Annotated in this window: 21 protein-coding genes; 10 read left to right on the top strand and 11 right to left on the bottom strand. The window is 63.4% G+C overall.

Going from position 1 to position 22,694, the window contains the following annotated elements:
- Positions 1 to 21: 21 nt before the first annotated feature.
- Positions 22 to 465, bottom strand: coding sequence for a MarR family winged helix-turn-helix transcriptional regulator (locus NCR38_RS26535; RefSeq protein ID WP_061116352.1), 444 nt, complete (start codon positions 463 to 465; stop codon positions 22 to 24).
- 143 nt (positions 466 to 608) lie between these two features.
- Between NCR38_RS26535 and NCR38_RS26530 the strand changes: the two genes are divergently transcribed.
- Positions 609 to 2,150, top strand: coding sequence for a DHA2 family efflux MFS transporter permease subunit (locus NCR38_RS26530; protein WP_061116351.1), 1,542 nt, complete (start codon positions 609 to 611; stop codon positions 2,148 to 2,150).
- Positions 2,151 to 2,155: 5 nt separating this feature from the next.
- On the opposite strand, the gene NCR38_RS26525 is transcribed toward NCR38_RS26530, so the two are convergent.
- The 5 genes from NCR38_RS26525 to NCR38_RS26505 form a co-directional block, all read right to left on the bottom strand.
- Positions 2,156 to 2,545: a hypothetical protein gene (locus NCR38_RS26525; protein ID WP_250477815.1), complete on the bottom strand. Its 390-nt coding sequence runs from the start codon at positions 2,543 to 2,545 to the stop codon at positions 2,156 to 2,158.
- A complete protein-coding gene (locus tag NCR38_RS26520) occupies positions 2,542 to 3,420 on the bottom strand; it encodes a ParA family protein (RefSeq protein ID WP_250477814.1) in 879 nt (292 codons plus the stop codon). Before NCR38_RS26520 ends, NCR38_RS26525 begins: the two co-directional genes overlap by 4 nt.
- 171 nt (positions 3,421 to 3,591) lie before the next feature.
- On the bottom strand, positions 3,592 to 5,661 hold the full coding sequence (locus tag NCR38_RS26515; RefSeq protein ID WP_061116348.1) for a bifunctional diguanylate cyclase/phosphodiesterase: 2,070 nt from the start codon (positions 5,659 to 5,661) through the stop codon (positions 3,592 to 3,594).
- Between the two features lie 106 nt (positions 5,662 to 5,767).
- Positions 5,768 to 7,039, bottom strand: a complete 1,272-nt coding sequence (gene cls, locus NCR38_RS26510; RefSeq protein ID WP_061116347.1) for a cardiolipin synthase — start codon at positions 7,037 to 7,039, stop codon at positions 5,768 to 5,770.
- Between the two features lie 78 nt (positions 7,040 to 7,117).
- Positions 7,118 to 7,927 (bottom strand): DUF4410 domain-containing protein, encoded by an 810-nt coding sequence (locus NCR38_RS26505; RefSeq protein WP_061116346.1) that lies wholly within the window; start codon positions 7,925 to 7,927, stop codon positions 7,118 to 7,120.
- A 386-nt stretch (positions 7,928 to 8,313) separates the two neighbouring features.
- Between NCR38_RS26505 and NCR38_RS26500 the strand changes: the two genes are divergently transcribed.
- A complete protein-coding gene (locus NCR38_RS26500) occupies positions 8,314 to 9,102 on the top strand; it encodes an SDR family NAD(P)-dependent oxidoreductase (RefSeq protein ID WP_061116345.1) in 789 nt (262 codons plus the stop codon).
- 13 nt (positions 9,103 to 9,115) lie between these two features.
- Here NCR38_RS26500 and NCR38_RS26495 read toward each other — a convergent pair whose 3' ends face one another.
- Entirely contained in the window at positions 9,116 to 10,531 is a 1,416-nt protein-coding gene (locus NCR38_RS26495) for a UdgX family uracil-DNA binding protein (RefSeq protein WP_250477813.1), read from the bottom strand.
- Positions 10,531 to 11,742 carry a putative DNA modification/repair radical SAM protein gene (locus NCR38_RS26490; RefSeq protein WP_061116343.1) on the bottom strand — a complete coding sequence of 404 codons (1,212 nt, stop codon included), beginning with the start codon at positions 11,740 to 11,742 and terminating at the stop codon, positions 10,531 to 10,533. Before NCR38_RS26490 ends, NCR38_RS26495 begins: the two co-directional genes overlap by 1 nt.
- 117 nt (positions 11,743 to 11,859) lie before the next feature.
- Here NCR38_RS26490 and NCR38_RS26485 point away from each other — a divergent pair, with 117 nt between their 5' ends.
- From NCR38_RS26485 to NCR38_RS26475, 3 genes are all read left to right on the top strand, one after another.
- Complete coding sequence (locus NCR38_RS26485) at positions 11,860 to 12,081, top strand: hypothetical protein (protein ID WP_061116342.1); 222 nt, start codon at positions 11,860 to 11,862, stop codon at positions 12,079 to 12,081.
- Between the two features lie 148 nt (positions 12,082 to 12,229).
- A complete protein-coding gene (locus tag NCR38_RS26480; protein ID WP_086960751.1) occupies positions 12,230 to 12,523 on the top strand; it encodes a hypothetical protein in 294 nt (97 codons plus the stop codon).
- A 299-nt stretch (positions 12,524 to 12,822) separates the two neighbouring features.
- The gene (locus NCR38_RS26475) at positions 12,823 to 13,131 is read left to right on the top strand and encodes a hypothetical protein (RefSeq protein WP_250477812.1); all 309 of its coding nucleotides are present in this window, start codon (positions 12,823 to 12,825) and stop codon (positions 13,129 to 13,131) included.
- A gap of 12 nt (positions 13,132 to 13,143) precedes the next feature.
- Here NCR38_RS26475 and NCR38_RS26470 read toward each other — a convergent pair whose 3' ends face one another.
- Both NCR38_RS26470 and NCR38_RS26465 read right to left on the bottom strand, forming a co-directional pair.
- A complete protein-coding gene (locus NCR38_RS26470) occupies positions 13,144 to 14,076 on the bottom strand; it encodes an aldose 1-epimerase (RefSeq protein ID WP_061116340.1) in 933 nt (310 codons plus the stop codon).
- Positions 14,073 to 14,873, bottom strand: coding sequence for a phytanoyl-CoA dioxygenase family protein (locus NCR38_RS26465; RefSeq protein ID WP_061116339.1), 801 nt, complete (start codon positions 14,871 to 14,873; stop codon positions 14,073 to 14,075). Before NCR38_RS26465 ends, NCR38_RS26470 begins: the two co-directional genes overlap by 4 nt.
- Before the next feature lie 211 nt (positions 14,874 to 15,084).
- Here NCR38_RS26465 and NCR38_RS26460 point away from each other — a divergent pair, with 211 nt between their 5' ends.
- The 5 genes from NCR38_RS26460 (at position 15,085) to NCR38_RS26440 (ending at position 20,870) form a co-directional block, all read left to right on the top strand.
- The gene (locus NCR38_RS26460) at positions 15,085 to 16,173 is read left to right on the top strand and encodes a LacI family DNA-binding transcriptional regulator (RefSeq protein WP_250477811.1); all 1,089 of its coding nucleotides are present in this window, start codon (positions 15,085 to 15,087) and stop codon (positions 16,171 to 16,173) included.
- Between the two features lie 126 nt (positions 16,174 to 16,299).
- Positions 16,300 to 17,307 carry an ABC transporter substrate-binding protein gene (locus tag NCR38_RS26455; RefSeq protein ID WP_250477810.1) on the top strand — a complete coding sequence of 336 codons (1,008 nt, stop codon included), beginning with the start codon at positions 16,300 to 16,302 and terminating at the stop codon, positions 17,305 to 17,307.
- A 69-nt stretch (positions 17,308 to 17,376) separates the two neighbouring features.
- Positions 17,377 to 18,939, top strand: coding sequence for a sugar ABC transporter ATP-binding protein (locus NCR38_RS26450; protein WP_250477809.1), 1,563 nt, complete (start codon positions 17,377 to 17,379; stop codon positions 18,937 to 18,939).
- Positions 18,929 to 19,909, top strand: a complete 981-nt coding sequence (locus tag NCR38_RS26445) for an ABC transporter permease (protein ID WP_061116336.1) — start codon at positions 18,929 to 18,931, stop codon at positions 19,907 to 19,909. The genes NCR38_RS26450 and NCR38_RS26445 overlap by 11 nt, the downstream gene beginning before the upstream one ends.
- Positions 19,910 to 19,916: 7 nt before the next feature.
- Positions 19,917 to 20,870: an ABC transporter permease gene (locus tag NCR38_RS26440; RefSeq protein WP_061116523.1), complete on the top strand. Its 954-nt coding sequence runs from the start codon at positions 19,917 to 19,919 to the stop codon at positions 20,868 to 20,870.
- A gap of 160 nt (positions 20,871 to 21,030) precedes the next feature.
- On the opposite strand, the gene NCR38_RS26435 is transcribed toward NCR38_RS26440, so the two are convergent.
- On the bottom strand, positions 21,031 to 22,425 hold the full coding sequence (locus NCR38_RS26435) for an MFS transporter (RefSeq protein ID WP_061116335.1): 1,395 nt from the start codon (positions 22,423 to 22,425) through the stop codon (positions 21,031 to 21,033).
- Positions 22,426 to 22,694 lie beyond the last annotated feature (269 nt).

The following is a 22,694-nucleotide window of genomic DNA, read 5'->3' as shown; positions in this document are numbered from 1 at the left end:
GAAGGCATGCGCCGCGATCGGTCACCGGTCGACGATGCGGCTCAGATTCCCGCGCACGCGTTGCAGCAGCGCGATCAACTGCTCGCTTTCCTGCCGGCTGAAGCCCGCGAGCGCCTCCGACGCGATCTCGTCGCCGACGCGCCGCGCCTTGTCGAGCGCCTTTTCCGCCTTCGGGGTCATGCGGACCTGGCGTTCGCGGCGGTCGTCGGGATTCGGGCGACGCTCGATCCAGCCGCCCTCTTCCATGCGGTCGAGCAGCCGTCCGGCGGAAATCGGCGCGACTTCCAGTAGCCCCGCGAGCCGCGCCTGATTCACTTCGCCGTAATGCGAAAGATAGGCGAGCACGCGGCATTGCGCGCGCGTGAGATTGAGCGATGACCTGGCCAATACGTCGAAACGATTGCCGCACAGGCGGTCCACGTCCGCGACCAGAAAGCCGAAGCGCTTGTCGAGTTGGGTTTCCATCGCGCGATTATATGGAAGAGCTTTCAGCGCGGCACGTTGCGCACACTCCGTAATCGACCGAATTGCGCCGCAATGCGCCCGCCCTATAATAAGCCTGCTTATCATCACCCTACTTATGAAAGCCGCTTCCCGCGGCCACCTCCATGTCCTCCGAAGTCTCCACGGAACGCGCCGCGGCGCCCCTGAACCGCGGCATGCTGACCGTCTCGATCATGCTCGCGACGCTGATCCAGACGCTCGACAGCACGATCGCAAACGTCGCGCTGCCGCATATGCAGGGCAGCCTGTCGGCGTCCCAGGACGAAATCACGTGGGTGCTGACGTCCTACATCGTCGCGGCGGCGATCGCGACGCCGCTCACCGGCTGGCTCTCCGACCAGTTGAGCGTGAAGAAGCTGCTGTGCGTCTCGATCGCGGGCTTCACGGTCGCATCGGCGCTTTGCGGGCTGTCGGAGACGCTGGCGCAGATCGTCGCGTCGCGGCTGTTGCAGGGCGTTTTCGGCGCATCGCTCGTGCCGCTGTCGCAGTCGATCCTGCTCGACATCAATCCGCGCGAGAAACAGGGCCAGGCGATGGCCGTCTGGGGCATGGGCGTGATGGTCGGGCCGATTCTCGGTCCGACGCTCGGCGGCTGGCTCACCGACAGCTACAACTGGCGCTGGGTGTTCTTCATCAACGTGCCGATCGGTGCGTTCGCGCTCTTTGGCGTATTGACGTTCCTGCCCGCGCAGGTCGCGCGGCGTGCGGTGAAGTTCGATGCATTCGGCTTCGCGACGCTCGGCCTCGCGATCGGCGCGTTTCAGGCGATGCTCGATCGCGGCGAACAACTCGACTGGTTCGGCTCGATGGAGATTCGCATCGAAGCGCTGCTCGCGGCGCTGAGTTTCATCTTCTTCATCGCGCATACGGCGACGGCCGGTGCGCGCTCGTTCTTCAAATACCAGTTGCTGAAAGACCGCAACTTCGCGACCGGCACGTGCTTCATCTTCGTGATCGGCGCGGTCATGTACGCGACGCGCGCGCTATTGCCGCCGATGTTGCAGAACCTGATGAACTATCCCGTCGCGACGACCGGGCTCGTCACTGCGCCGAGCGGCGCGGGCACGATGATCGCGATGCTCGTCGCCGGGCGGCTTCTGAAGCACATCGATGCGCGTCTGCTGTTGCTGTCGGGTTTCCTGATTTCGGCGCTGGCGCTCTGGCAAATGATGCACTACACGATCGTTCTGTCGGCATCGGATATCGTGTGGCCGGGCGTGATTCAGGGCTTTGGACTCGGGCTCGTGTTCGTGCCGCTGTCGGCGCTGACGTTCTCGACGCTCACGCCCGAGTTGCGCGCCGACGGCACCGCCACCTACAGTCTGATGCGCAATATCGGCAGCAGTATCGGCATTTCGATCGTGCAGACGCTGATGACGCGCAACACGCAGGTCGCCCACGCGGACCTCGCCGCGCAGGTGACGCCGTTCAATCCCGCGATGCAATCGATCCTGTCGGGCGGCTCCGTGCAGGACATGGCGATGCTCAATCAGACCATCACGCAGCAGGCGTCGATGATCGCGTATCTCAACGATTTCAAGCTGATGTTCGTCGCGACGTTGCTGGTAGTGCCGTTGCTGTTGCTGATTCGCCCGGCGCGCAACGCTCTCGGGGATGAATCGGTCGCGCATGCGGCGATGGATTGAGGGCGTCAGCTTGGGTCAAGTGTCCGGCCGATGAACGCCGAGCCTCGCGACAGGCGGGCGCGCAACCCGTCCGCGATGAAGTTCGCCAGCTTCTTCTCGTCTTTCCACTTCGAGGAACGACGCGAGGGATCGAGGTCCTGCCGGCGGATGATGGCCTTGAGGACATCGGCGGGCTGCGTGCATAGCCACGCGCGGAAGTCTTCGTCGCCACGCGCTGCGAGTTCGGCATGGACGTCGGGCACGTCGATGCCCTTGGGCTTGGTCGACGTTTTCGGACGCGCGCCGGATGGTTTTTCGGGCGGGCGAATCAACGCGTCGAGTTTTGCCGCAAAAGCAGGATTGCTCGACGCTTCATCGTCAAGCAAGGCGGAGAGACCTTGTAGCAGCGCGATCACTGGGTGTTTGCTTCGCATAGTGTCAGGATTTCCCGTGTGAGTCCTTGCAAAGCGGCATACGCGTTCGGTCCGTACTTGTTGTTGAGCGTGCGCAGATGGGCTTCGTGATCCGCACCGCGCGCAACATCGACGGATTGCGGAATCCAGTTCTTGAAGAAATGAGGCTGCGGCACGCCCGACGGGTTGAACTTGCCGAGGCGGCCATGCGCCAGATCGTCCATGACACGTTCGTGGAGCTTGTTGTTCTGCACCTTCGTCGCGACGATGCCGAGCGGCTCGATCTTCTGCCCGAGGTCGGCGGCGAAACCACGGACGTGGTCGACGATCTGATAGATGCCCCACGTCGACACGATATCGGGAATGGTCGGAATGACGTAACCGGTCGAGATGCGCAGGCCATTGTGCGTGACCGCGCCGAGGCTCGGCGGACAATCGATGATGATGTAGTCGTATCGGTCGATGACGGGATGCAGGGCCTTTTTCAGGATATCGAGCGGATTGTTGGTGAAGTGCCCTTTCATCGCGACGCCGGGAATGTGGTCCTGCAACGTGATCAGGCGAATGCTGGAAGGCAGCAAATCGAGCCCTTCGATGCCACCGTCGACCGTCGACACCCCGCGTATGATCGCGCACTCGATATCGAACTTGGGCGGAAGCTGATTGTTGATCTTGTCCTCGAACAGTTGCGCGATCGTGTGCCCGGCGTGGTCGCGCTCGCCCCACTCGACTTCGGAAATCAGATTCACCGTGGCATTGGTCTGCGGATCGAGATCGATCAGCAGCACGCGCTGGCGCGCTTCGAGCGCGAGAATCTCCGCGACGGCCACCGCCGTTGTCGTCTTGCCGACGCCTCCCTTGAGATTGATGAAACTCAAGATATGCGGCGCATTTCCCTTGACCATCCTGACCCCTATGTTTTATTAGCCTCGTCGATACGCCGCGACGATGTCTCGCCGCGAACGTGAGGATTTTTACATATCGGAAAGGATGACTAAGTAATATTGTTAGTCAAAATTCGAGGACACCTCGAACCAGACCACGCCCGCCTACGCGCTCACCTCTCCCTGCTCCAGCATCACCCCGAACGCATCGGCGGAAAGCGGCATCGCCAGCAAAAAGCCCTGCATCTCGTCGCACATCATGTCCTGAAGCCGGTCGAGCTGCGAACCCGTCTCGACTCCTTCGGCGACCACATCCATATCGAGCGAATGCGCGAGCGCGATGATCGCCGACACGATCGCGCGCCCTTCCTGCCCGTTCTCGTCGAGCCCGTTCGTGAAAAAGCGATCGATCTTCAACTGCTTCGCGCGAAAACGCTGCAAATAGGCGAGGCTCGAATACCCCGTGCCAAAATCGTCGATGGCGATCTCGAAACCATTCTCCTGGAACGCGCGGATCATTTCGATCGTGCGCGGCGCGTCCTGCATCGCCACCGTCTCCGTGATCTCGAACATGATCTGCTCGCTCTGCACGCCTTCCGCGCGCACGATCATCATGATGTTCTCGACGAGATCCGCCTCGTGCAATTGTCGCGGCGACAGGTTGATGGCCACCTTCACCGGCGGACACCCTTCATCACGCCAGCGCGCAAGCTGGCGGCAGGTCTCGTGCACGACCCAATAGCCGATTTCCACGATCTGACCGGAACGCTCGGCGATCGGAATGAATTCGAGCGGCGTCAGCGTGCCGATCTCTGGATGGTCCAGCCGGATCAGCGCCTCCGCGCCCGCCAGCTCGCCGCTCTTGCCACGGAATTTCGGCTGGAAGAGCAAATAGAAGTGGCCGCCGTTCAACGCCTCGTGCAACGCCTGCTGTATCTGCAAGGTCCGCACCGCCGCCTCGTTCATGCTCGCCTCGAAGAAGCGATACGTGCTGCGCCCGCCACGCTTGGCCTCGTACATCGCCAAGTCCGCGTGCTTGAGCATCGATTCGACGGTGTCGCCGTCCTGCGGAAACAGCGCGATGCCGATGCTCGGCATCACCTGCAACGGATGATTCCCGACGAGCAGGCCTTTCTTCATCTCGTCGAGAATGCGCTCGGCCATCTTCTCGGCATCGGTCGGTGCGTGCAGGTTTTCCAGCATCACGACGAACTCGTCGCCGCCGAGGCGCGCCACCGTATCGCCGCCGCGCACGCATTCCTGCAGGCGCCGCGCGAACGCCTTCAGCACTTCGTCGCCGACCGTATGGCCGAGCGAATCGTTGATGGTCTTGAAGCCGTCGAGGTCCATGAAGAGAATCGCGAAGCGGCCGCCGCTGTGCTTCGCGTTCCGCATAGCCCGATCGAAGCGCTCGTTCATCGTGCGGCGGTTCGGAAGATCCGTGAGCGTGTCGAAGGTCGCCATGCGCACGATCTGGCCATTCAGACGCGACACCGAGCCGGCAAGCAGCGCTGTGCGCGCGTCGAAGCGCGACAGCACGAGCGTGATGATCAGAATCGCCAGCGTGAAGAGCACGATGGTGGTCGCGAGCCAGTGCGCATCGACGTCATTGGCCGCGCCGCAGATCGAGCCCGGCAAGAACTCCGCCGCCGCGTTGCCCGTGTAGTGCATGCCGGTGATCGCGATGCCCATCACCAGCGCGGACCCCATGCGCTTGACGAGCACGTTCGTCTGGTTCGCATCCGAGAGCGTGTACGCGATCCACAGCGCCGCGCCCGACGCGATCACCGCTATCGCGATCGACGCGGCGAAAAGGCGCGGATCGTACACGATCGCCGGTTGCATGCGCATCGCGGCATCGCCGGTGTAGTGCATCGCCGCGATGCCCGCACCCATCAGCACGCTGCTCGCGACGAGGCGTCTCGCCGTCAGCCGCTTGCTCGTGATGACACGCAGCGCAAAGAAGGACACGAGCACCGCGATGCCGAGCGACCCGGCAGTGATCTTGAAATCGTAGCCGAGTCGAATCGGCAATTCGAAGGCGAGCACGCCGATGAAATGCATCGACCAGATGCCGATGCCCATCGACGCCGCCCCGCCCGCGAGCCAGATGTGCCGCATGCGCGATCGCGAAAGCGAGGCGATCCGGCCCGAAATGTCGAGCGCGGTATAGGAAGCGAGCGTCGCGACTACGAGCGACGCCGCGACCAGCCAGAAGTTGTAAGTGCCGTGCATGGTTGCCGATGGCCCGAAGGCTCGATTGCGTGAGCGTCTTATCGGCTTGCGTCCCGCGATCTTGAGGCCCGGCTGACAAATATTCGCTACGTGCTTCGTGCCGACATCAAAGCTGCGAATCGAGCAGCGCGGCAACGCGCTCCAGCAGCTTTTCCGGGAGCGAACGGCGGCGCCAGTCATCGAGCGTGATGCGTTTCGACTGGGCGACGTCGTCGTCGAAAATCGCTGTCTGGCGACGCGCGAAATCGCGGTCGTAGATATTGAGGTTGGCTTCGTCGTTGAGCTTGAACGAGCGGCTGTCGAAGTTGGTCGAGCCGACCGAAACCAGATATTCGTCGACCACGATGAGCTTGCAGTGGAACATCGTCGGCTGATACTCGTACATCTCGACGCCCGCCGCGAGCAGATCGCCCCAGCACGCGCGCGACGCCTCGCGTACCGTGTGCGTGTCGATGCGCTTGCCCGGCGTGATGATGCGCACGCGCACGCCGCGCTTCGCCGCCTCGACGATCGCGTTGATGGTCAGCTTGTCCGGCACGAAGTACGCGCTCGACAAATGGATGGAGTGCGTGGCGGCGGTGATCCCCATGAGGTACATCAACTGCATGTCGTCGCTGCCGCCCGAGGGCGAACTGCTGAACATGTGGGCGAAGCCGTCGCCCGCGGCGTCGATATGCGGGAAATAGGCGGGGCCGTGCAATACGTTGCCCGTCGCCTTGACCCAGTTGTCCATGAACACCGCCTGCATCTGCCCGACCGCGGGGCCTTCGACGCGAAAATGCGTGTCGCGCCAGTGCTTTTCGTCCTGCGCGTGCCCGGTCCATTCCTCGGCGATGCCGACGCCGCCCGTGAACCCGATGTGCCCGTCGATCACCAGCAGCTTGCGGTGAGTCCGGTCGTTCATGCGCCCGAGTCCCGTCCAGTGCGGCTTGTGATACTGGATCACCTCCGCGCCCGCCTCGCGCAACATCTGCAGGTAGCGCTTGTCCATTTTCGACGAGCCGACCCAGTCGAGCAGCACATGCACCGCGACGCCCGAGCGCGCCTTGTCGGACAGTGCGCTGGCAATCTGCTCGCCGATCGCGCCCGACCAGTAAATGAAGGTCTCGAAGGTAATCGTTTCTCGCGCCGCGCGGATGCCTTCGAGCATCGACGGAAAGATCGCGTCGCCGTTCAGGAGCACCTCGAAGCGGTTTCCGCCGATGACGGGCGGTCCGAGCAGCAGACCCATCGAGCGTATGAATTGCGGATCGTCGCTCGCGTAGAGCCGTTCGATCTTGTGCTCGATCTTCTTCTCGCCACTCGTCAGATTCGCAATCACGAGCACGACGACGAGCGTCGCCACAACGGTCAGGACAATCAGGGCAATCGTCAGCATGCGCGGGCCTCGCAAAGCGAACATTCGTCCGGAATCATAGTGCAAGCAGCTTCCGGACCACGCATGTTTCGACTTCGATCAGCTCTTCGCCGCCATCCAGCCCTGCTCCTGGCCGAGCTTCACGATCTGTTTGGCGATGGTGTCGGCGAGACGCTTTTCATCGGACGACACGCCTGCGTGCTTTGTCTCCGATAGGGCATGCAGCCCGCCCGACACCGCGATCGAAGTCGCGACATGTCCCGCCGCCGCGCCGATGCCCGCCATTTCCGCGACGCCCGGCGCGTGGCCGCTGTCGGCTTTCGCGTCGAACTGTTCGAGCAGTTGCGGCGCGCCGTGCGCCGGCTTGAAGACGAGCTGCACGGTCGCGCCGACCTTGCTTTCGCCCGCGCCGAGGCCGATCACCATGCGGCGGCGACGATTGCCCGCGTCGATCGTGCTGATGTTGCCAACGACCTCGAGCACGTTCTGGTCTTGCGGCGGCGGCACGTCGGCGCGGACCGCGCGAAGGCCCATCGACTGAAGCTTCGCGACGATTTCGTTCGCGACCTCATCGCGCGCCGCGACGGCGTCCTGCGCCTGCTTTTGCGCCTGCGAATCACCGGACATTGCGGAACCGATCTTCGAGATCAGGCCGTGATTGTCGAGCTTCACGTCGCTGGAATCGCTCGCGAAGGTATAGACGTAGATGGTGTCGGGACGCACGGCGGGCACGGCCGCGACGGTCTGCACGTATTGGCCGCCGTACTGGTTGTATTGGCCCGAGGCTTGTGCGGGATTGCTCGCGCATCCGGCAAGCAGCGCCGTGCCGACGATGAATCCGGCCAGCGCCGCGCCGCGCGCTTTCTTGAAGACCGCATTGAGCGACGAGAATTTGATCGGGTTGGACATGTTGCACCTCCGTACCGGCCGCGCCGGGAATCATGAATGAGTGGATTCGGGATGCGTGATGCGGCTCTCGGTTCTCTGTGCTGTTTTCGCTCTCGATCACGCAGGTGCAACTATGGCCGAAGGCCGCAGCGCTGGCCATCGGGCATTTATGTCGCGGAGTTTCATGGGCCGCGCGGGATGTTCGCGCAATCCTCTGACAGATACAAATCATGCGAGGGACCGCATTTCCGAAGGGCAACATATTCATTTGTTTTCCTAACTAACCAGGGCACGTCGACCGCTGATGCGCGTGACTTCTGCAAACCAGCCCGGTTCTGGTTACCATCCTCCGAACCCGTCGCGCCTGGACGTCGACGCAATCCGCAAACTCGTTCGAAGGAGCAGAAATGGATCTCAAGATCGCCAACAGGCTCGCGCTGGTGTCCGGTTCGACGAAAGGCATCGGGCATGCCATCGCCGTGGCGCTGGCGCGTGAAGGCGCGCGCGTGATCATCAACGGCCGCTCGCAGGCGTCCGTCGACGCGGCGCTCGCGAAGCTGCGCGAACTCGTGCCGAACGCGCAGGCCGAAGGCTTCGCGGGCGACGTCTCGGACGCCGCGCAGGTCGACGACCTCGTGAAGCGCTTTGCGCATGTCGATATTCTCGTCAACAACATGGGCATCTTCGATCCGAAGCCATTCGAGGAGATCCCCGACGAGGAATGGCTGCGCTTCTTCAATGCCAATGTCATGTCGGGCGTGCGACTGTCGCGTGCGTATCTGCCGAAGATGAAGGAGAAGAACTGGGGCCGCGTCGTGTTCATCAGCAGCGAGAGCGGCATCCAGATTCCCGTCGAGATGATTCATTACGGCATGACGAAATCGGCGCAGATATCCCTCGCGCGCGGTCTCGCGGAAACGTGCGAGGGCACGAACGTCACGGTCAATTCAGTGCTGCCGGGGCCGACGAGTTCCGAGGGCGTCACCGAGTTCGTCGAAAAACTTTCGGGGGGCAAGAGCTTTCAGGACTTCGAGACGCAGTTCTTCGAAGAAGCGCGGCCGACCTCGATTCTCAAGCGCTTCATCACGCCCGAGGAAATCGCGAACATGGTGGCGTATGTGTGCTCGGAGTTGTCATCGGCGACGAACGGCGCGGCGTTGCGCGCGGACGGCGGCGTGATTCGCGCGGCGTTCTGAGCTCGTTCCGGGCTTATCTGCCGATGAGCTCGCGCGCCCGTTCGAGCGCCTCGACGATGGCCGCGACGGTTCGCTCGCGCGCGGCTTCGTCGTTCTGCCGAAGCGCATACGACGGGTGATACGTCGCGACAACCTGTTTATCCCGATACGGCACGACGCGTCCCAGATGCGCGGATAGCGTCGCGCGTCGTCCGAAAAGCGCCGTCAACGCCGTCGCGCCGAGCGTAACGATCACGCGCGCGCCGACCTCGTGCAATTCCTGTTCGAGCCAGTACGAACACGCTTCGACTTCCTGTTGCGCGGGCGTCTTGTGCAGACGCCGCTTGCCGCGCGGCTCCCACTTGAAATGTTTCACCGCGTTGGTCAGATAGACCTGCTCGCGCGGCATGCCGGCGCGCTGCATCGCTTCTTGAAGCAGTTGCCCCGCCGGGCCGACGAACGGCTCGCCCTTCAAATCCTCCTGATCGCCGGGCTGTTCGCCGAGCAGCATGATGCGCGCATCGGCCGGGCCCGCGCCGCGCACCGCCTGCGTCGCGTTGCGCCACAGATCGCAGCGGCGGCACGTGTCGAGCGACGTGGGCGCGTCGCGTTCGGGTTGTGCGTCCCGCGCCTGTACCTGCACCGCCTTGCCGCCGAGCGCGCCGACGCGCTGCGCCTGCGCGACGCGACGTGCGCCGCCGCGCGCAGCGCTCACGAGTTGCGGAATCAGCGCACCTTCCGGCAGCCCTTTCCAGAAACGCACCGGCATGTGCTGTTCGAGTGCGGATTCGTTCAGGCGCGCGGGATTGAAGATGCTGCGGTAGTAGGTCATCCAGAGCGCTTCGGCCGCGTCGGGCGTATCGCTCGCATGATCCGATGCGAGCGCGGGGCGGCGTTCCAGTTGCAGGCGCTCGCCGTCGAACATCGCGGCGCCGTCGGGCGTCGCGATGAGCCACGTCGAGCGTCCCATGCGTGCCGCGAAATGCTCCGCGCCCCAGGCGAGGACGTCGTGGCCGGGCTCGTACCACGCCACATATTCGGGGGCGCCGAGCGATGCCTCGCGCTGCCGGAAGCGCACGTACGCGATCATGTCGTGCTGCGCCCGGCGCACCGCCTTCGCCATCCTGTAGAGGCGCGCGCCGTCTTCATCGGCGGGCGACGCAACTGCGCGGTCGCCTTGCGCCCAGCGCCAGAGAACGCGATAGAGGAAGCTCCAGCGGCGGGCATCGCGGAAATGCGCGGCGTCCTTCAAAAGCGACGCGAGTTCGCGTGACACGCGGATTTGCGGCCCGTGAGCTGCGTTGGCCGCGGGCGCCGGTTCGCTGAACAGCGCCGGCTGCGCCTCCGGCGTGCGCCAGTCGATCGCTTCGGGCGTGAGTCCTTGCGCGAGCGCATCGAGCGCGGCGACGCGCCATGCGTCGAAATCGTCGTCGATGACGATGACGTGCATCAGATCAGCGAAAGCTGCACGGGACCGGTGGCCAGCGCGCGCCGAAGATTTTCGGACGGCGACTCGGCAAGCGGCGGCCGGTAATCCGCCGTCACGACGAAAGGCTTCACCTTGTCCATGCCGCAGCGCAACTTCACGAGATCCTGATAACGCACGCGCCGCGCACGCCGCAGCTCGACGATGCGCTTCGCATTGCGCATGCCGATGCCGGGCACACGCGCAATCATGCGCGCGGGCGCGGCATTCAGATCGACGGGAAAGCGGTCGCGATGCGCGAGCGCCCACGCGAGCTTCGGGTCGACATCGAGCGGCAGATTGCCGGCATCGCCGAGCAGTTCGGCGGCGCCGAATCCATAGCCGCGCATCAGAAAGTCCGCCTGATACAGGCGATGCTCGCGCAGGAGCGGCGGCGCTTGCGACGGCACCCCCGACGGGCTGTCGGGAATCGGGCTGAACGCCGAGTAATACACGCGCTTCAACTGATATGAGCCGTATAGCGTCTCAGCGGTGCCGAGGATCGTGCGATCGTCGGTTTCGTCGGCGCCGACGATCATTTGCGTGCTCTGCCCCGCCGGCGCGAAACGCGGCGCACGCGGCTCGACTTCCGACTCCTCCCGCGCGACGCGAATGTTGCCCATCGCCAGCCTGATCGTGCGGCCGCTTTTTTCGGGCGCGAGACGCTCGAGGCTGATTTCGGTCGGCAACTCGATGTTCACGCTCAGGCGGTCGGCGTGGCGTCCCGCTTGCGCGATGATCTCCGGGTCGGCATCGGGAATCGTCTTCAGATGGATATAGCCGCGAAAGTGATGCTTCTCGCGCAGCGTCTTCGCGACGAGGACGAGTTGCTCCATCGTGTAGTTCGAAGAACGAATCACGCCGGAGCTCAGGAACAGTCCGTCGATGTAATTTCGGCGATAGAAGTCGAGCGTCAGGCTGACGACTTCCTCCGGCGTGAAACGGGCGCGCGGCACATTGCTGGACCGCCGGTTGATGCAATAGCGGCAATCGTAAAGACAAAAGTTCGTCAATAAAATCTTGAGCAGCGACACGCAGCGGCCGTCAGGCGTGAAGCTGTGGCAGATGCCCGAACCGGTGCTGGCGCCGAGACCGTCGATGCCGCGCGACTCACGTTTCGGCGCGCCGCCGCTCGCGCATGAAGCATCGTACTTGGCGGCGTCCGCAAGGATTTCGAGCTTTTCGGAAAGGTCCATCTTGCATATGATACTGTATGTATATACAGTATGTCACGAGAGGTGAGGAGTCAAACGCAAATACGCTTGCGCACGCTTCGCGCCTGCCCGCGAAACACATTTCCCGGAGCCTTTTTTATGCGATTCGACTACAAGACTTTCCATATCGATTGCACCGCGCGTCACGACCAGGACGGCAGCTACTACGCTCACGCGAAGATCACGCATCTGCCGGACGAACACGCGGCGCACGTGGAAGTTTTCGAATCCGGCGAACTCGATGCGTTCGCGACCGAATCCGATGCCGTGCATTGCGCGCGCGCGTGGGCCATCGAATGGTGTGACGAGGCGCTTGCGTAACGATCGCGTCGTTTCCCGCAGCATGGTCTGATGCACCGCCATTGCCGCGCGCTCGCGGGCGGCACGGCGATTGCGCAAGTCAAACGGCGACGCTGCAGCATTCTGCGAGGCGGAGCGTATCGAGACCATCGATCAACGGGAGGAAACCATGAAAAACGCAAAGAGAAGTCTGCTTGTTTCGGCCATGATTCTGAGTCTGTCGGGCGCGGCGTTCGCGCAAGGCGCGGGCGGCGGCGCAGGTGGCGGCACGGCGGGTGGCAACGGAGCGGGTCAAGGCGGAACCGGGATGAGCACGCCCAACGCCAACGGTGTGACGGGCACGACCTCGGGCGCATCGGGCGCAAACACAATGGACTCGTCCCAAAGCAGCAAGATGCACAAGAACAAGAAGAGCAGTTCCGACTCGGGTACGTCGAGCGGCGGCGCTGCCAAGTCATACTAAGCGTTTGGAAGTCGTTGCTTCAACGCGCTCGGGCTACTTGCTTGCCCGAGCGCGTTTTTGATGTTCTTCAGCACCCTACCGAAGCATCCCTACCAAATAGGGATTTCTCCCGCTCCTTCATCGCCGTAACGTAGCCACTGAGCGCCATGCGTTGCACTCGACGCGTCTTCTTTCGTCGCGCCGGGTAGCGCATCTTTTGCCATTGGCCGTTGCGCTCGAACCCATCCATCGACAAAGCGGCAAGGAGTCCGAGAATCGTGTTCCCGGCTGCTTGTGCATTTCGTTCAAGGAGCTGGAGCATGAAGTCCAAAGTCAGTCCAACACTTTTCGCGATGATGGCCGCATGCGCGGTCGTCGCCAACGTCGGCGGCATCGGTGCGGCACATGCCGAGGGCATGCCCGCCGATGCGCAGCAACTCGTTCAGACGATGCGCCCGATGTACATGTCGCAGGCCGCGCCGGAGCAGCAGACGGCCGCCATGCCCGCGGCCCAGGCCGATGACGCCGCTTACGGCGGCATGACCGCCGGCGCAGGCGCATCCGCGAGCGGGCGCGCTCAGACCGGCTGCGCCGCGACGCCGCGCTGCGACATCTTCTTCGGTCAGTAAGCGAGCGGAGTTCTACCCGAAGCGAGTCGTCCACGCGAATGACGCGGTGACCGACTCGCCCGGCTTCAACACCGCGCCGCCCTTCATCGCGTGATCGACATGGAGATTGACCCAATCCGCCACGTTGCTCACCGGCTCCACGCAGAGCAAATCGGGATGCGACGCCGGCGCGTACACCACCATGTGATCGAACGGCGCCTCGGCGCTCAACGTGATCGCGCGCCCTTCGTCCGGCCACGCGATTGTCGCCGTACGCGACCAGCCCGCGAAGTTGTTGTCGAGATCGAACGCATCCGGGCACATGCCTTCTTTCGACGCCATCGCATCGACGCACGGATGCGCGCCCGCGTGCGTCGGCAGCAGATCCGGCGTGCTATGCCACATCGCGGCGACGCGTGCGTGAACGCGTGTGTTTCGCGTGCGCGGATAGTATGGGTGATGCCCCATGCCGAAGGGCATCGGCCGATCGGACAGGTTGCGCGCGCAGATCGTGACGGTTAGCGTGTGTGCATCGAGCACGATGTCCTGAGTCGCTTCATACGCGAACGGCCAGTGATGCCCCGCTGCACCCGAAGGCGCGTGCAAAAAATGCAAACGCGCGCGCGAGTTCGACCCCTCGACCACTTTCCACGGCAAGCGCCATGCGTTGCCATGAAGCGCATGAGCGAAGGCATTGCCGTCGCCGGACAGATCGACGATCGCACCGCCGAAACTGAAACGCGCATCTCGGATGCGGTTGCAATACGGCAGGAGCGGAAAGCTCGCCATGCCGAGCGGATCGCGCGCGTCGAGCGCGGCAGGCGTCGCGGGACGCAGCCAGTCGATCGAACGGCCATCGCGTGTTTCGTCGAAGGCCGCGATCGATCCGCCCACGTGCGGCGCGAGCAGTACGCGCCGGGTGCCGTGACGCAGCTCGACGAGCGTATCCGACGGCGCGGCGCTCAATACGCGAACTGCCGGTAGCTTTCGTCGAAGGTGCGCGCCGTCTTCTCGACCAAGGGATTGAAGCGCAACAGACGCCGCGCTCGCGCAGGCAGTTCGGCGAACACGTCGCGCGGCACGTCGATATGCACCTCGGGCCGGAAGTACCACGCGCGGCTGTAGCCGATCACCACCATCGGACGTGGATCGCCGCTCAGATTCGGCGTGCCGCGATGCAGCCCGCGAACATCGCGAATCATCACGTCGCCGACTTTCATCGGCACTTGCTCGGCAGCGAAGCGCCCTGCTTCGAGGCCCGCCAGCGCTTCGTCCCGCGACATGCGATGCGTGCCGCGCGTCGTTTCCAGCGGGCCGTTGCGCGCATCGACATCGACGAGCGGGAAATTCACCGCAAGCTGGAATGAAGGCGTCTCGGGTGCGTCGTCGAAAAGCGGCGGTGTATCGCGATGCCAGTCCTGGTACTCGGAGCCGGCTACGGGCGTATCGGTGGCGAGTTGGCACATTACCGGATCGCGCCCGGCCACTCGCTCGACGATGCCGACGATGTCTTCATCGCAAAAGATCGAGGGATCCGCGAACACGCCTTCGAACGGCAGCGTGACGTAGTAGCGGCCCGGTCCGCGATTCCCGCTCGTCGATGCTTCGCGTGCCGCATCGACGTGCGGTTGCAGAAGCGGCGCGAACGCATCCCTCCAGGCTTCGAGCGCCGCACGCGGGAAATGGTCGCGCAGAAGCAGAAAGCCGTCTCGTTCGAACGCTTCGGCGAACGCGTCTCGCGTGGTCTCGTCGTATTTGCGCATGCGCAATCTCCTCATTGCGAGTGTGAGAACAGAATCGCACGCGTGTAATTCGTTCGTCAATATTATTAGTCATAACCGGTGAAAACCCTGATCTGAAATGCCCAATAAACACGTGCTTTCCGCGTCGTTCATCACTAATATTAATGGCAAGTTTTTCCGTCCCGCGCGACGTCGTCCGCGCAGGGTCCAGACGCCGCACGCAGCGCACACGATGAAAAAATCCACGCAACGCCGCCCGACGATGACCGACATCGCGAAGCTCACCGGAGTGTCGCAATCGACGGTCTCGCTCGTGCTCAACAACGCAAGCGGCGCGAAGTTTTCCGACACCACGCGCGACAAGGTGCTGCGCGCCGCGCAGGAACTCGGCTATCGCATGACGCAGCGCGAGCCGGTCACGGCACTGAAGAGTCAGGGCGAACGCAATCTGATCGTTTATCTCGCCGACGAAATTTCGACGAGCCCGCATCCGGTCGTCAGCATCGACGGCGCACGCGATGCCGCCTTTGCCAATGGCCGCATGCTCGCGGTCTATTCGACGCACGGCAACGCGGAAATCGAGGCGCGCGTGCTCGACGCGACGCTCGGCAATCCGAACGTGCTGGGCGTGGTCTACGCGACGGTCTACACGCGCCGGGTGACGCTGCCAGCGGTGCTCGCCAGAGTTCCGACCGTGCTGCTCAACTGCTATACGAGCGATGCAAGCGTGTCGTCGGTCGTGCCCGCCGAAGTCGCGGGCGGCCATACCGCGACGGATCATCTCCTCGCCGCGGGCCACAAGCGCATCGGCTATATCAACGGCGAACCGTGGCAGGACGCGGCGCGCGACCGGCTGAAGGGCTACCGGACCGCGCTCGCGACGGCCGATCTGCCGTTCGCGCCCGAACTCGTGCGCGAAGGCGACTGGAGCCCGGACACCGGCTTCGAGCACACGCTCTCGCTGATGCGCGAGCCGAGCCCGCCGACCGCGATCTTCTGCGCGAACGACCTGATGGCGCTCGGCGCAATCGAGGCGCTGAAGCAGCTCGGCCTGCGCGTGCCGGACGACGTCTCCGTGCTCGGGTATGACGATCAGGAGATCGCGCGGCATACGCATCCGCCGCTTTCCACCGTCGTGCTGCCGAACTACGAGCTTGGGCGCTGGGCGGTCGAGACGCTGCTACAGGAGGAAGAGAACCGCGCCGCAGGCGCGCCGGTGCGGCGTCGCACCGTGAAACTCGACGGACCGCTGATCGAGCGCGGCTCTGTCAGGGAAATCGCCGAAGCCCGGCAACTCGCAATTAATATTATTAGTGATTAGACGTTAATAAACGGCAATGAAACAATCGCCGAAGTCGTAGTACGCATGACTACTCTCGCAGCAGGCAGACCGGGCAACACAAGCATCGGCACGACCAAAAAGGCAAACCATCCTATGGAGGAAGACATGCTGTCGCTAGAGAAGAAATCGCGCATGGGCCTGCGCCCGCTCGCCGCCGCACTGACCGCACTGACGCTCGCAGCCGGCTTCACCGCCGCCCACGCCGCCGATGACGGACTGCCGAAAATCCCGAACAAGAAGCCGTTGAAGGTCGGCTTTGCCCAGACGGAGAGCAACAACCCGTGGCGACTCGCGGAAACCAAGAGCTTCAAGGAGATCGCCGCGAAATGCGGCTGGCAGATGGTCATGACCGATGCCAACAGCTCGGCGGCCAAACAGGTCTCGGACATCCAGAGCATGATCGCGCAGCATGTCGATCTGCTGGTGTTCCCGCCTCGTGAAGAGAAGCCGCTCGTGCCCGTCGTGATGCAGGCGAAGAAGGCGGGCATTGCGGTGATTCTCGTGGACCGCAACATCGACCAGTCGATGGCGAAGGCGGGCAAGGATTACATCACGTTCATCGGCTCGGACTTCATCGATCAGGGGCACCGCGCCGCCGACTGGCTCGTGAAGGCGACGAACGGCAAGGCGACGATCATCGAACTGGAAGGATCGACGGGCGCCTCCGCGGCGAACGATCGCAAGAAGGGCTTCGACGAAGTCATCGCGAAGAATCCGGGCATGAAGATCGTCGCGTCGCAAAGCGGCGATTTCGCGCGCGACAAGGGCCGCCAGGTGATGGAGACGCTTCTGCAGGCGCATCCGGATGTCACCGCCGTCTACGCCCATAACGACGAAATGGCCCTCGGCGCGATCGCCGCGATCAAGGCGGCGGGCAAGCAGCCGGGCAAGGACATCGTCCTCGTGACGATCGACGGTACCAAGGGCGGCCTCGAGGCGATCAAGGCGGGCGAACTCGGCGCGAGCGTGCAGTCGAGCCCGTTCTTCGGGCCGCTCGCATGCGATGTCGCGCAGAAGTACGCGAAGGGCGAGACGATTCCGCCGTGGGTAAAGGTCTCGGATCGCTTCTACGACAAGAGCAACGTCGACGCGAGCATGCAGTACGGGTATTGAGCGAAGCGTGTGTGTCTTGCGGGCGCCTGATCGAAGGCGCTCGCTTTTTCATTTCGACGGACTCACGGCATGGCTCAGACTCCCCTTCTCGACATGCAGGACATCGACATCGCGTTCGGCGGCGTCGCGGCGCTCAAACACGCGCGCCTCTCAGTTGCGGCCGGCGAAGTGCACGCGCTCATCGGCCAGAACGGCGCGGGCAAATCCACGCTCATCAAGATTCTCACGGGCGCATATCGCAAGAGTGCGGGCACGATCCGCTTCGATGGCCGCGAGGTCGATTTCCGCACGCCCAAGGACGCGCGCGAAGCGGGCATCAGCACGATCTATCAGGAGATCAATCTCGTGCCGTTCCGCTCGGTCGCGGAGAACATATTTCTCGGACGCGAGCCGCGCCGTTTCGGTCTCATCGACTGGAAGACCGTGCAGCGGCGTGCGGCTGAATTGCTCGAATCATTCGGATTACGCATCGATGTGAAGAAGCCCGTGCGCGAGTATTCGACCGCCATTCAGCAGATGGTCGCACTCGCACGCGCGGTGTCGTCGGATGCGAAGCTCGTCATCATGGATGAATCGACGTCTTCGCTCGACGAACGCGAGGTCGAACTGCTCTTCAACGTCGTGCGCCGTTTGCGCGATGACGGGCGCGCGGTGACCTTCGTGTCGCATCGGCTCGATGAACTTTATGCACTGTGCGATCGGGTCACCGTGATGCGAGACGGTCAGACCGTCGCCGAAAATTCGATGCAGGAGATGGACAAGCTGAAGCTCGTCACGACGATGCTCGGCCGCACGCTCGCCGCCGTGGTGCACGAGGACAGCGCGGTGAAAGAAGCGAATCTAGCGAAGCGCGGGCCCGTCGTGCTCTCCACGCAAGGCCTCGCCGCGGGCGCGAAAGTCACGGACGTATCGCTCGATGTGCACGCGGGCGAAGCCGTCGGTCTCGCGGGATTGCTCGGCTCGGGACGCACGGAGACGATGCGCCTTCTCTTCGGCGCGGATCGTCCGGCGAGGGGCGTGCTCGCTGTCGGCGGCGAGAGCGCCGCGTTCAAATCGCCGAAAGATGCGATCGCGCGCGGCATCGCTTATCTGACGGAAGATCGCAAGGCCGAAGGCATCGTGCCGGAGCTCTCCGTGCGCGACAACCTCACGCTCGTGTGCCTGCCTGCGTTGACGAAGCGCGGCGTGGTGGACGTCTCGAAGCAGCGCGAGATCGTCGATGGTTTTGTCGAATCGCTCGGCATCAAGCTGCGTTCGCCGGACCAGCCGATACGTGAACTCTCGGGCGGCAATCAGCAGAAGGTACTGCTCGCGCGCTGGCTCGCGACGCACCCTCGCCTGCTGCTGCTCGATGAACCCACCCGCGGCATCGATGTCGGCGCGAAAGCCGATGTCGCAAAGATCGTGCGTGAGCTGCGCGATGCGGGCCTTGCGGTGCTGCTGTCCGCATCGGAACTGGAAGAACTCACCGCCGTGGCCGATCGCGCGGTCGTGATACGCGATGGCGAAACGGTCGCGCGACTCGACGGTGCGCAGATGAACGAGGCCTCCATCATGGACGCGATCGCTTACGGCGCGGGCGCGGAATCGACACTCGCCGAAGCGGTGGAGGAAGCCAGACATGATCGATGACACCCAACGCGCCGCGCCGATCGCGCAGGCGCCCGTGAAGAAAAAACGCGGCGTCGCGATTCAGCGCGAAGTCGCCGTGCTACTCGCGATGATCGTCTTCAACCTGATCTTCACGCAGCACTTTCTTTCGTTGCAGACGTTCAACGTGAACCTCACGCAAGTGGTGACGATCGTGATCGTCGGCATCGGCATGACGCTCGTCGTTGCAACAGGCGGCATCGATTTGTCGGTTGGTGCTTCGATGGCGATCGCCGGTGCGCTCGCGCCGATGCTCTTCATGAATATCGACGGGCCACCCGGCGTTCTGCTCGCGTTCACGTTGCCGGTCATCGCCGCTGCCGCGTGCGGCGTCTTCAACGGTTTTCTCGTGACGCGCCTGAACGTGCAGCCGATCGTCGCAACGCTCGTGCTGTTCATCGCGGGACGCGGCATCGCGCAGGTCGTCACCGATGGCAGTCTGCAGGCGTTCAACAATCCGGCGTTTCAGTGGATCGCGCTCGGCAAGGTCGCGGGCGTGCCGTTCCAGATCCTGTTGATGCTCGCGCTCGTCGCGTCGTTCACATGGATCGTGCGCAAGACGCTCTTCGGCAAATACCTGCTCGTGACGGGCGGCAACGAGGATGCCGCGTATCTCTCCGGCATTCCGACCGCGCGCGTGAAAATGATCGCGTACACGGCATGCGCCGCGCTCGCGGGCCTCGCGGGGCTCATTTCGATATCGGTGAATTCATCGTCGGATGCGAACGTCGTGGGTCTGGGCGTCGAACTCGATGCGATCGCGGCGGTGGCGGTCGGCGGCACTGCGCTGACGGGCGGCAAGGCGTACATCACGGGCACGCTGATCGGCGCGCTCATCATTCAGTTATTGCGTTACACGCTACTCGCGCACGGCATTCCGGATGCCGCCGCGCTCGTGCTCAAGGCCGCGATCATCATCGCCGCGGTGTATGTGCAACGCAAGCGAGGCTGACTTTGCCATGAAAAAGAACTTGCCCATTCTGATCGCGCTCGTCGCGTTGCTCGTGCTTGGCGTCATGCGCTATGAGCATTTCCTGTCGGCGTATAACGTGACGTCGTTCTGGCGATACAACTCGATGTTCCTGCTGATATCCATCGGCATGGCGTTCGTGATCATCACGGGGGGCATCGATCTGTCGGTCGGTGCTGTGGCTGCGCTCGCGAGCGTCGTATCGGCGCTGGCGAGCCCGCACGGGGCGTGGGCGGGCGTGATCGCGGGATCGCTCGCCGGGCTCGCGGTAGGCGTGTTGAACGGACTCGTCATCACGCACATGCGGATCCTGCCGTTCATCGTCACGCTGGCGACGAGCCTCGGCGCGCATGGGCTCGCGCTCTTGCTCGGTCATAACGATGCGGTGGCGATATCGTCGGACATGAACTTCGCCGCATTCGGGCAAGGCGATTTTCTGGGTTTGCCGATTCCGGGAATCGTCTGTGCGGCGGCGGCCGTGATCGGTTGGATTGCGTTGCGCAGCTCGCGGTTCGGGCGGCATGCGCTCGCGATCGGCGGCAGCGAAGAAGCTTCGCGATTGATGGGTCTGAATGTCGATCGCACGCTGGTGTTGGTTTATGCAGTTTCCGGCTTGCTCGCCGGCATCGCCGGCGCCATTCTCGCCGCGCAGTTCGGCGCGGGCCAGCCGAACGAGGGCGTCGGCTGGGAGTTGTTCGCGATTTCGGCCGTGGTGCTCGGCGGCACGCGCCTGACAGGCGGCGAAGGTTCCATCGCGATGACGATCGCCGGCGTCGCGCTGCTTGGTCTTGTGTTCAATCTTTTGAACTTCGAAAACGGGCTGGGGTACATCTCGCTTTCCGCTTACTGGCAGTCGGTGATTCGCGGGCTGTTTTTGTTGCTTGTGATCGTGTTGCAGGCGCGCGTTCTGGGTGGGAAGAAGGCGGTGAAGGTGGCACATTGAGGGATGGGGGTGCATGCAGTTGCCCCCGGCGGCGTCGACAAGCCTGCCTGCTGCGCATCAAATAGCTGACGAACGAGAATCGAGCCTCACGAAGTAACGGCAAAAAAAAATCGGCCCGAGCAAAAAATCGCCGGGCCGCGAACCAATCAAGAAAAATCCATCAAGCGTGCCGATGCTCCGGCAGCCTCTCAACCCCCGCATCCTCCCGACGCGTCCCTGACACTGCCTTCGCGCCCGGAATGTCCCGCCCGCGCAGCGAGCATCCCACGGTCTCGGTGACGAACAACAACGCAATGGCGCCGACCGCGCAAGCACCCATCATGTAATACGCCGGAACCAGCGTGCTGCCCGTGCGCCCGATGAGCCAGTCCGTCACCATCGGCGCAGTGCCGCCGAAGATCGACGTCGAAATGTTATAGGCGATCGCCATGCCCGCATAACGCGCCTGCGTCGGAAACATCGCGGGAAACATTGCCGAGATGCTCGCCAGTTGCGGCACATAAAGCAGCCCCAGCACGCCCAGCCCGATCAGCGCGCCCGCGATGCCATGCGACATCAACGTGAACATCGGCACGGCCGCGACGAAGATACCGGCGAGCGAAAGCCACCACACCTTCTTTCGCCCGATGCGATCCGACAGTGCGCCCGCGAACGGCAGCAGCACCATCATCGACAACATGCCGATCAAGGGCAGCAGCAGCGAAAGGTTATCGCTCATGCCGAGTTCCTTCTTCATGAAGGTCGGCATATACGCGAGCAGCACGTAGTTCACCACGTTCAGCGCCACGACCAGCCCGCCCAATTGAAGCAGCGGCTTCCAGTAGCGCGCGAAAAGCTCACCCAAGGGCACGCCCGCATGATGTTCGCGTTCGGACGCTTCGGCGCACTCGCGGAACACCGGCGTATCTTCCATCTTCGAACGCAGATACAGGCCGATCAGACCGAGCGGCGCCGCGACGAGGAACGGCAGGCGCCAGCCCCATGCGTGCATCGCGTCGTTGCCGAGCAGAACCGAGCATCCGAGCATCAGCAATGCGCCGAGCGAGAACCCCGCTAGCGTGCCGAACTCGAGGAAACTGCCGCAAAAGCCGCGCTTGTCATCGGGCGCGTACTCCGCCATGAACGTCGCCGCGCCGCCGTACTCGCCGCCCGTCGAGAAGCCCTGGATCATGCGCAGCGCGACGAGCGCCGCCGGCGCCCATAAGCCGATGCTTCCATACGACGGCAAGAGGCCGACGAGCAGCGTGGCCACCGACATGATGATGATGGTCAGCGCGAGCACATGCTTGCGGCCGAGCCTGTCGCCAAGCGGCCCCCAAAAGAGTCCGCCGAGCGGCCGGACAAGGAAGGAAATCGCAAAGGTCGCGAGCGCGAAGAGGGTGGCCTGCGCGGTGCTGCCGGGAAAAAGCGCCGCCGAAATATAAGTGAGGCCGTAGCTGTAGATGCCGTAGTCGAACCACTCGGTCGCGTTGCCGATGGCCGAGGCCGCCATGGCGCGTCTGATGGGTCCGCGCGCCTGCGCGTCTGGCTTCGTGGATGGTTGCAGGTAACTCATAGTCGTTGTCCGGATGCGTCAGTGACCCGGTGCTGCGCCTGAGTTGCGCGCCACGCACCGCCTTGAGGTCAAGATACAGACGCATGCGGCACGGCTGGCATGTCCTAGGACGATCGAAACGCTGGGGTTTTCCCCGAAACGCGGGCGATTCTTGCCGATCGACCGCGCATACGCGGGGCTATTTACCGCGTTGCTCCGATTCGGGCGGTCGGGCCTGCCGACTGTGTGGATATCCGCGCATCGTGCCGTTTCGTCGACAAGCGTCATAG

Origin of the sequence: Caballeronia sp. INML1, assembly GCF_023631085.1 — a bacterium.
Classification (GTDB): domain Bacteria; phylum Pseudomonadota; class Gammaproteobacteria; order Burkholderiales; family Burkholderiaceae; genus Caballeronia; species Caballeronia turbans.
The sequence above is the reverse complement of the archived record's forward strand: the minus strand, read 5'-3'. Positions and strand labels throughout refer to the sequence as shown.

What these genes read in the sequence shown, in the direction of transcription:
- NCR38_RS26490 (WP_061116343.1), bottom strand. Translation starts at nt 11,742, where the DNA reads ATGGACCTTTCCGAAAAGCTCGAAATCCTTGCGGACGCCGCCAAGTAC.
- NCR38_RS26445 (WP_061116336.1), top strand. Translation starts at nt 18,929, where the DNA reads ATGATCGATGACACCCAACGCGCCGCGCCGATCGCGCAGGCGCCCGTG.
- NCR38_RS26440 (WP_061116523.1), top strand. Translation starts at nt 19,917, where the DNA reads ATGAAAAAGAACTTGCCCATTCTGATCGCGCTCGTCGCGTTGCTCGTG.
- NCR38_RS26530 (WP_061116351.1), top strand. Translation starts at nt 609, where the DNA reads ATGTCCTCCGAAGTCTCCACGGAACGCGCCGCGGCGCCCCTGAACCGC.
- NCR38_RS26495 (WP_250477813.1), bottom strand. Translation starts at nt 10,531, where the DNA reads ATGCACGTCATCGTCATCGACGACGATTTCGACGCATGGCGCGTCGCC.
- NCR38_RS26475 (WP_250477812.1), top strand. Translation starts at nt 12,823, where the DNA reads ATGAAGTCCAAAGTCAGTCCAACACTTTTCGCGATGATGGCCGCATGC.
- NCR38_RS26505 (WP_061116346.1), bottom strand. Translation starts at nt 7,927, where the DNA reads ATGTCCAACCCGATCAAATTCTCGTCGCTCAATGCGGTCTTCAAGAAA.
- NCR38_RS26485 (WP_061116342.1), top strand. Translation starts at nt 11,860, where the DNA reads ATGCGATTCGACTACAAGACTTTCCATATCGATTGCACCGCGCGTCAC.
- NCR38_RS26460 (WP_250477811.1), top strand. Translation starts at nt 15,085, where the DNA reads ATGAAAAAATCCACGCAACGCCGCCCGACGATGACCGACATCGCGAAG.
- NCR38_RS26455 (WP_250477810.1), top strand. Translation starts at nt 16,300, where the DNA reads ATGCTGTCGCTAGAGAAGAAATCGCGCATGGGCCTGCGCCCGCTCGCC.
- NCR38_RS26500 (WP_061116345.1), top strand. Translation starts at nt 8,314, where the DNA reads ATGGATCTCAAGATCGCCAACAGGCTCGCGCTGGTGTCCGGTTCGACG.
- cls (WP_061116347.1), bottom strand. Translation starts at nt 7,039, where the DNA reads ATGCTGACGATTGCCCTGATTGTCCTGACCGTTGTGGCGACGCTCGTC.
- NCR38_RS26435 (WP_061116335.1), bottom strand. Translation starts at nt 22,425, where the DNA reads ATGAGTTACCTGCAACCATCCACGAAGCCAGACGCGCAGGCGCGCGGA.
- NCR38_RS26515 (WP_061116348.1), bottom strand. Translation starts at nt 5,661, where the DNA reads ATGCACGGCACTTACAACTTCTGGCTGGTCGCGGCGTCGCTCGTAGTC.
- NCR38_RS26535 (WP_061116352.1), bottom strand. Translation starts at nt 465, where the DNA reads ATGGAAACCCAACTCGACAAGCGCTTCGGCTTTCTGGTCGCGGACGTG.
- NCR38_RS26450 (WP_250477809.1), top strand. Translation starts at nt 17,377, where the DNA reads ATGGCTCAGACTCCCCTTCTCGACATGCAGGACATCGACATCGCGTTC.
- NCR38_RS26480 (WP_086960751.1), top strand. Translation starts at nt 12,230, where the DNA reads ATGAAAAACGCAAAGAGAAGTCTGCTTGTTTCGGCCATGATTCTGAGT.
- NCR38_RS26465 (WP_061116339.1), bottom strand. Translation starts at nt 14,873, where the DNA reads ATGCGCAAATACGACGAGACCACGCGAGACGCGTTCGCCGAAGCGTTC.